At 75.8% G+C, this 6,810-nt stretch carries 8 protein-coding genes and 1 riboswitch; of the genes, 7 read left to right on the top strand and 1 reads right to left on the bottom strand.

Annotated features, from left to right (window positions below):
- Window positions 1-178 precede the first annotated feature (178 nt).
- The gene (locus tag ACFWDO_RS20755) at window positions 179-832 is read left to right on the top strand and encodes a hypothetical protein (protein ID WP_380327191.1); all 654 of its coding nucleotides are present in this window, start codon (window positions 179-181) and stop codon (window positions 830-832) included.
- A 96-nt stretch (window positions 833-928) separates the two neighbouring features.
- The gene (locus tag ACFWDO_RS20750; RefSeq protein ID WP_380327194.1) at window positions 929-1,102 is read left to right on the top strand and encodes a CsbD family protein; all 174 of its coding nucleotides are present in this window, start codon (window positions 929-931) and stop codon (window positions 1,100-1,102) included.
- An 83-nt stretch (window positions 1,103-1,185) separates the two neighbouring features.
- On the opposite strand, the gene ACFWDO_RS20745 is transcribed toward ACFWDO_RS20750, so the two are convergent.
- Window positions 1,186-2,625 carry an aminotransferase class V-fold PLP-dependent enzyme gene (locus ACFWDO_RS20745; protein ID WP_380326376.1) on the bottom strand — a complete coding sequence of 480 codons (1,440 nt, stop codon included), beginning with the start codon at window positions 2,623-2,625 and terminating at the stop codon, window positions 1,186-1,188.
- A gap of 34 nt (window positions 2,626-2,659) precedes the next feature.
- Window positions 2,660-2,776: riboswitch (SAM riboswitch) on the bottom strand.
- An 86-nt stretch (window positions 2,777-2,862) separates the two neighbouring features.
- Between ACFWDO_RS20745 and ACFWDO_RS20740 the strand changes: the two genes are divergently transcribed.
- From ACFWDO_RS20740 to ACFWDO_RS20720, 5 genes are all read left to right on the top strand, one after another.
- On the top strand, window positions 2,863-3,531 hold the full coding sequence (locus ACFWDO_RS20740) for an RNA polymerase sigma factor (protein ID WP_380326373.1): 669 nt from the start codon (window positions 2,863-2,865) through the stop codon (window positions 3,529-3,531).
- The gene (locus tag ACFWDO_RS20735) at window positions 3,531-4,736 is read left to right on the top strand and encodes a protein kinase (protein WP_380326370.1); all 1,206 of its coding nucleotides are present in this window, start codon (window positions 3,531-3,533) and stop codon (window positions 4,734-4,736) included. The genes ACFWDO_RS20740 and ACFWDO_RS20735 overlap by 1 nt, the downstream gene beginning before the upstream one ends.
- Before the next feature lie 116 nt (window positions 4,737-4,852).
- On the top strand, window positions 4,853-5,353 hold the full coding sequence (locus ACFWDO_RS20730; protein WP_380326367.1) for a hypothetical protein: 501 nt from the start codon (window positions 4,853-4,855) through the stop codon (window positions 5,351-5,353).
- A gap of 147 nt (window positions 5,354-5,500) precedes the next feature.
- Complete coding sequence (locus ACFWDO_RS20725; RefSeq protein WP_380326364.1) at window positions 5,501-6,133, top strand: hypothetical protein; 633 nt, start codon at window positions 5,501-5,503, stop codon at window positions 6,131-6,133.
- Window positions 6,134-6,137: 4 nt separating this feature from the next.
- Window positions 6,138-6,749 (top strand): OmpA family protein, encoded by a 612-nt coding sequence (locus ACFWDO_RS20720; RefSeq protein ID WP_380326361.1) that lies wholly within the window; start codon window positions 6,138-6,140, stop codon window positions 6,747-6,749.
- Window positions 6,750-6,810 lie beyond the last annotated feature (61 nt).

The following is a 6,810-nucleotide window of genomic DNA, read 5'->3' as shown; positions in this document are numbered from 1 at the left end:
GGGCGCCCCCGCGGGGGGGTGGGGGGGGGGGCCGCGGGCCCCCCTCACCCGGCCTTCGCCCCCCCCCCCCCCCCACCCACAACGTCCTGGCGGCGGGGGGTTCCCCTGGCGGACGGACCGCGGTACGGTACCCCAGAGGGGTATATACCCCTCTGGGGTACACAAGGGAGTGAACGCCATGTCGGACTCCGAGGCAGCACCGTTCGAGGCAGCACCGCAAGTAGCACGACCCGGCACGACCACCGGCCGCGACGCCCGCGGGACACCCGCACGCACCCGCTGGTGGGTCAACGCCTTGTGGGTCGCGGTGGGGATCGTCTCCGGCCTGGGCATCGTCCTCGGCCTGGGCGCCGAGGGGGACGCGGCCGGCGGCTCCCCCGCCGAGACCACCACCGCCGCCGTGCCGGCCACCGCCGTCGGCGTGGCCGCCGTCTGCTACCTCGCGGCCGCCGCCACCGGCCGTCGCTGGGCGGGCTGGGCGATGGTGCCGGTGGCCAGCGTCCTGCCGTTCCTCGAGTACGCCGGCGTGCCGCGCTGGGCGTCGTTCGGCGTCGTCGGGCTGGCCCTCCTGGTCTACGGGCTCGCCCGCCGCCGCCCGACCACCCTCGCGCAGGGGTTCGCGATGGTCGCCTACTACGGCGTCGCCGTCGCCGCGGTCGCGATGCCGCCGCGCGTCGGGCTCGTCGTCGCCGCCCTGGCCCTCGCCGCGCACGTCGCCTGGGACCTGGTCCACTACCGCCGGGACGTCGTCGTGCACCGGTCGCTCGCCGTGTGGTGCGTCGGCCTGGACCTCACCGTCGCCGCGCTCTGCGTGACGTTCGCGGTCGCGTGACGACCCGGACCACACCCTGAGACGCCCGCGTGCGAGCACACCCGCACCCGCCTACGTTCGATTCCCGAGGTCGTTCGTCCGACGGAAGGAGCCCCGATGGGACTGGGAGACAAGGCCAAGCACCTCGCCGAGGAGGCCGAGGGCAAGGTCAAGGAAGCAGCGGGCAAGCTCACCGACGACGAGAAGAAAGAGGCCGAGGGCAAGGCCCAGCAGGCCAGTGCGAACCTCAAGCAGGCGGGGGACGACGCGAAGGACGCGTTCAAGGGCTGACCGACTGCGGGCGACGGGGTGCCACCTGCACGGTGGCACCCCGTCGTCGTCCCCGGGCCCCGGCCTGGCGCCGGGGGGACCCGTCAGAGCTCGTCGGGCAGGCAGCCGAACGCCTCGTCCGCGCCGAGCGCGGCGGTGGCGAGCAGCCCCTCGAGACCGGAGCCGTCGGGCACGGGCCGCGGGTCGTCGACCACGACCCACAGACCGTCCACCACGTCGTACTGCGCCTGCGGGCCCTCGGTGACGAGCGCGCCGACGGCGGCGACGAGCCGCTCGACCTCCTCGCCCGCGGTGCCCAGGCCCACCGACGCGCGCACGGCGCCGGCGTCGAACCCGAGCCGCCCGAGCAGCGGGTGCGCGCAGAACCGTCCGTCGCGCACGCCGATGCCGTGCTCGGCCGACAGGTACGCGGCGACCAGGCCCGGGTCGTAGCCCGTGACGGTGAACGTCACCACGCCCACCGGGTCGACGGCGTCGTCCCACACGTGCACGACCTCGACGCGGTCGACGGCGCCCAGCCCCTCCACGAGCCGACGGCGCAGGGCGTCCTCGTGCTCGACGGCCGCCACCGCGTCCAGCGCGGCGAGCTCCTCGCACGCGGCCGCGAGCGCCACGGCGCCGACGACGTTGGGCGAGCCGGCCTCGTGCCGGGCGGGGCCCTCGTGCCAGTCGGTGCTCGTGGTGCGCACGCGCCGCACGGCGCCGCCGCCCGCGAGGTAGGGCGTGCCGGCGTCGAGCCAGTCGCGCCGCCCGACCAGGGCGCCCGCGCCGAACGGGGCGTACGTCTTGTGCCCGGAGAAGGCGACGTAGTCGACGCCGGTGTCCGCGAGGGAGAAGCGGCGGTGCGGCACCAGCTGCGCGCCGTCGAGCACGACCCGCGCACCCGCCCCGTGGGCCGCGGCGACGACGTCGGCCACCGGCAGCGCCTCGCCCGTGACGTTGGACGCGCCGGTGAGGGCGAGGAGCGCGTACGGGCGGCCGGTGGCCACCCCGGCGGACAGCTCCTCCTCGATCTCCGCGAGCGTGGCGGCCACGGACGGCCCGCCCGTCACGACGGTGGCGTCCGTGACGCGCTGCCAGGGCAGCAGGTTGGCGTGGTGCTCGATGTCGAGCACGAGGACGCGGCCGGGCTCGCCCGTCACCGGGTCGGCGGGCACGCAGCCCGCGAGCAGGTTGAGCGAGTCCGTGGTGTTGCGGGTGACGATCGTGAGGTCGTCGTCGCGGGCGCCGACGAACGCGCCGATCGTGCGACGGGCGGTCTCGTAGAGCGCCGTGGAGACCTGCGACAGGTAGCCGGCGCCGCGGTGCACGCTGGCGTACAGCGGCAGGACGCGGTTCACGCGGTCGGCGACGGCCTGCAGGGCCGGGGCCGACGCCGCGACGTCGAGGTTGGCGTACGGCACCCGGCGGCCGTCCACGAGCGGGACGAGCGTGTCCGCGCCCACGACGGGCAGGACGGGCGCGACGTCGTGCACGGGCGGGGCGATGGGCGCCGGGGCGGGCGCGGTGGCGAGAGTGGTCATGCGTGGTCCTCCTCGGTGGTGCCGGGGAGGTGACTCCCCGCGCTTGCCCGCGCGCCGGACGACGCGGGGCCAGGTCGTCACCCGGGGCACCCCGCCGCGAGAGGAGGGTTGCCGGCCAGCGAGCCGGGGCTTCGCGCTGGCACTCATGACCTGCCGCCCATGGTGCGTGCGCTCCAGGACACGGTCAAGCGGAGGGGCCGCCCTTCTCACGATGCGGTCGCGTGAGAAGGTGGCCGCATGCCCGACCGCACCGTTCCCGCCTCCGGCGCGCCCGCGGACGGCCCGCTCGACCGGCTCGGTCGTGCCGTCGACGCCGGAGACGCCTACGCGGCCCGTAACGCAGCCCGTGACGCAGCCCGGTCGACGACGGGCGACGCCGCGGCCGACGCGCTCGACCTGCTCGGCCACCGCGCCGCCGCCGGCTCCGCGCTCGCCACGGAGCTGCTGGTGGAGCAGCTGGACGAGTCGGGCGTCGTGCAGCGGTTCGTGCGCAGCTCGCTGCTCGACGAGACGGCCGTCGACGACGTCAGCCAGGACGTGCTCATCTCCGTGGCCACGTCCATCCGGTCGTTCGCGGGCGGGTCGCGCGTCACGACGTGGGTGCACGGCATCGTCCGCCACCGGGTGGTGGACCACCTGCGCCGCCAACGGGCCACGACGACCCTGCCGGACGACGACGTCGGCCCCTCCGAGCGGATGAGCTCGCTGCTGGCCACCCGCGCCACGGTGCGCGACGCGCTCGCCGCCCTGCCCGAGCTCTACCGCGAGCCCGTCACGCTGCGGGACATCGAGGGCCTGCCGTACGCCGACGTGGCCGAGCGGCTCGGGCGCAGCGTCCCCGCCGTGAAGTCGCAGATCTCCCGGGGCCGCGCCCTCGTGGCGGCGGCGCTCGGGGGCGTGCCCTGATGGCCGGGCCGACCGGCGACCGGCACCTCGGCCGCTACCGCGTGGGCGAGGTGATCGGCGCGGGGTCGTTCGCCACCGTGCACCGCGCCGTCGACGAGCGGCTCGACGACGTCGTCGTGGTCAAGGTGCTCGCGGAGAACCACAGCCTCAACCCGGAGATCCGCGAGCGGTTCATCGCCGAGGGGCGCGCGCTGCGGCGGGTCGCGAGCCCGCACGTCGTGGCCGTGCACGACATCGGCGAGAGCGACCGGCAGCAGCCGTACCTGGTGCTGGAGCACGCCGACCGCGGCACGCTGGCGCAGCGCGTCGACGCGCTGCGCGCCGAGGGCTGGACCGCGTCGCCGGCCGACGTGCTGGCCGTCGCGCGCGGGCTCGCGGCGGCGGTCGAGGCCGTGCACGCCGCGCAGCTCGTGCACCGCGACCTCAGCCCCGGCAACGTGCTGCTGCGCACCAGCCCGGACGGCCCCGCCGACGGGGCGGCGACGTCCGTCGTGCGGGCCGACGAACGGCTCGTCGTGGCCGACCTCGGCATGTGCAAGGACCTGGCGCGCAGCTCCGGGCTGACGGTCGCGGGCGGCACGGAGGGCTTCCGGCCGCCCGAGCAGGGCGGCCCCGGCACCGTCGACACCCGCGCCGACCTGTGGGCGATGTCCGCGCTGATCACCTGGCTCACCGAGGGTGCCGACCTGCCGCGCGCCCTGACCACCGCGCTGGGGCGCAGCCTCGCCGACTCCCCCGCCCGGCGGCACCCGGACGCCGCCGCCTGGCTGGCCGACGTCGAGCGGGCGCTCGACCCGGCGCACGGCGCGGAGCCGACGTCGGGGACGGCCACGGGCCGCGGGCGCCGTCGCCCGGCGCGCGTCGTCGTCGCCGCCGTCGTGGGCACCGCCGTGGGCCTGGGCGTCGGCGCGGGCGGCACGGCCTGGCTGCGCGACCACCCGCCGTCAGCCGCGGGCGGGGCGAGCGTCGCGATCTCCGGGCCGTCGACGGCGACGGTCGGCACGCCGGTGACGCTCACGGCCGACGTCGAGGGCGCGGAGCACTGGGTGTGGACGCTCCCCAACGGCGCCTACGCGACGGACGAGGAGACCGTGAGGCTCACCGCGAACCGGGCCGGCTCCGCGAAGGTCGTGCTGGACGCCCGCGCCCCCGACGGGACGCCGATCACCGCCGTCCACCTCCTCGAGGTCGCCGGCGGACCGTGACGCGGGAACCCGGCAGGAGAAGAATCCGCGTCCGCGTGCAACCTTTCGGCCGTCGCCTCCGACTCACGGGTGTCAGCAGCGATCCCGCTGACCCCAGCGACAGGAGAGACCACACCATGCGACACCTTCCCCGCCGACTCCCGCCGATCGCCCTCGCCGGCCTGCTCGCCCTGGGGGCGTGCGCGGCACCGGGCCCCGACGCCGGGTTCGACGACGCGGGTGTCCCGGCGACCGGCGCCGAGGCGCGGGTCACGACGGGGTCGCAGGAGGCCTCGCCGCAGCCCCGCGCGAAGGACGCCTCGGCGTACACCGTGCGCCACTCCGACGGCTACAAGACCGTCATCACCCTCGACCGCACGCAGGTGGAGCGGCTCACCGGCACCGACCTCGCGTCCGGCGTCGCCGCCACGGAGCGTGCGCTCGCCGAGCGCGGCACCTGGTCGGGCGCGGACACGAAGGACCACGCCGCCGTCGTCGTCCGGGCCGCGGCCCGCGAGTCGGACCGCATCGACCGCGTGCTCGGCGCGATGACCGACGGCCGCGACATCGAGCTGCGGCTGTACGTCGCCCACCACCGTCACGCCCACGTCGCCCACTTCGGCGAGGACGACGACTGAACGGGTCCCGCGCCGGATGCCCCCGGCATGTATCCGGCCCGGCGACCGGCACTCCCAGTGACCAGCAGCGACCAGCACTCCAGCACTCCAGCACTCCAGCACTCCATGACAGGCACGTCCCGATCCACTCACCGACAGGACATGATCATGCGAATCTCTCCCGCGCGACTGGCCCCGCTGGCCGTCGTGAGCCTGCTCGCCCTCGCCGCCTGCTCCCCGGGCGACGCGGCCGGGTTCGACGACGCGGCCCCCACCCCGACGGTCACGGACGAGGCGACGACGTCGCCCGCCGCGGACGGCGAGGACCAGGGCTCGAACGAGGGGGCGGGCGAGGACTCGGGCACGCCGGGCGTCGACTTCCCCGACCCGGACGACGTGATCGCCGACGCGACGTTCACCGTCCCGGGCACCGAGGACAAGAAGGTCCGCATCGGCGTCGAGTCCATCGTGGTCTCCGGCCCCACGACGGAGCTGCGGCTCGTCATGACGCCCGAGTTCGACGACGGTGGCCGGCCCGCGTCGTTCTACGACGCCACCGGGGAGGCCCCGTCCCTGACCCTCATCGACCGGGAGAACCTCAAGGAGTACCGCGTGGTCGAGGCCGACGGGGGCGGCCGGTGGTTCCGGTCCGACCCCGTCTTCACCACCGCCCTGCCCGGCCAGTCCGTCGGCTACCAGGCGTTCTTCGCGGCGCCCGAGGACGACATCACCACCGTCGACGTCAAGCTGGCCGAGTCGATGCCGGTGTTCGAGGACGTCCCGCTGACCTTCGAGGACTGAGCCGATGCGACCCCACCTGCGCACCCGACACCCCCGGCGCGTGCTCGCCACGGCCGCGATCGCCCTCGTGGGCCTCGGCGCCGCCGCGGCGGCCGCCCCGTCCGCCACCGCTGCGACCGACGACCCGGCCGGTGGGTACGCCTGGCCCGCCGTCGGCGCCCTCGACCTGGGCGAGCCGTCTCAGGAGAACATCGTCAGGTCGGTCACGGAGTACGTGATCGAGGGCTCGGTGCTCTCCGTCGACGACACGACGACGGACGGCGACGAGACCGTCGTGACGCTCTCGTCCGACATCCTGTTCGACCCCAGCGAGTCCACGCTGTCGAAGGCCGCGAAGGCGAAGGTCGCGGACCTCGTCGAGGACGTGCCCGACGGCGCGACCGTGTCCGTCGACGGCCACACCGACTCCGTCGACACCGACGCGTTCAACCAGAAGCTGTCGGAGCAGCGGGCGAAGGCCGTCGCCGGCGCGATCAAGGCCTCGCGCGGCGACCTGAAGCTCCAGGTGCACGGGTACGGCGAGACGCGGCTCAAGGCCCCCGAGACCGGCGACGCCCAGTCGGTGGCCGACGCCCGCGCGCAGAACCGGCGCGTCGAGCTCCGCTACGGCGGCTAACGACCGCCGCCACCGACCGACCCCGAGGGGCGGGCGTCCGCGGAGCCTTCCTCCGCGGACG

This window comes from Isoptericola sp. NPDC060185 (assembly GCF_042728595.1).
In the GTDB taxonomy this organism is placed as follows: domain Bacteria; phylum Actinomycetota; class Actinomycetes; order Actinomycetales; family Cellulomonadaceae; genus Isoptericola.
This window is presented reverse-complemented; position numbering and strand designations above follow the sequence as displayed.

Coding starts and splice junctions, on each gene's coding strand:
- ACFWDO_RS20740 (WP_380326373.1), top strand. CDS start 2,863: ATGCCCGACCGCACCGTTCCCGCCTCCGGCGCGCCCGCGGACGGCCCG.
- ACFWDO_RS20755 (WP_380327191.1), top strand. CDS start 179: ATGTCGGACTCCGAGGCAGCACCGTTCGAGGCAGCACCGCAAGTAGCA.
- ACFWDO_RS20735 (WP_380326370.1), top strand. CDS start 3,531: ATGGCCGGGCCGACCGGCGACCGGCACCTCGGCCGCTACCGCGTGGGC.
- ACFWDO_RS20725 (WP_380326364.1), top strand. CDS start 5,501: ATGCGAATCTCTCCCGCGCGACTGGCCCCGCTGGCCGTCGTGAGCCTG.
- ACFWDO_RS20745 (WP_380326376.1), bottom strand. CDS start 2,625: ATGACCACTCTCGCCACCGCGCCCGCCCCGGCGCCCATCGCCCCGCCC.
- ACFWDO_RS20730 (WP_380326367.1), top strand. CDS start 4,853: ATGCGACACCTTCCCCGCCGACTCCCGCCGATCGCCCTCGCCGGCCTG.
- ACFWDO_RS20750 (WP_380327194.1), top strand. CDS start 929: ATGGGACTGGGAGACAAGGCCAAGCACCTCGCCGAGGAGGCCGAGGGC.
- ACFWDO_RS20720 (WP_380326361.1), top strand. CDS start 6,138: ATGCGACCCCACCTGCGCACCCGACACCCCCGGCGCGTGCTCGCCACG.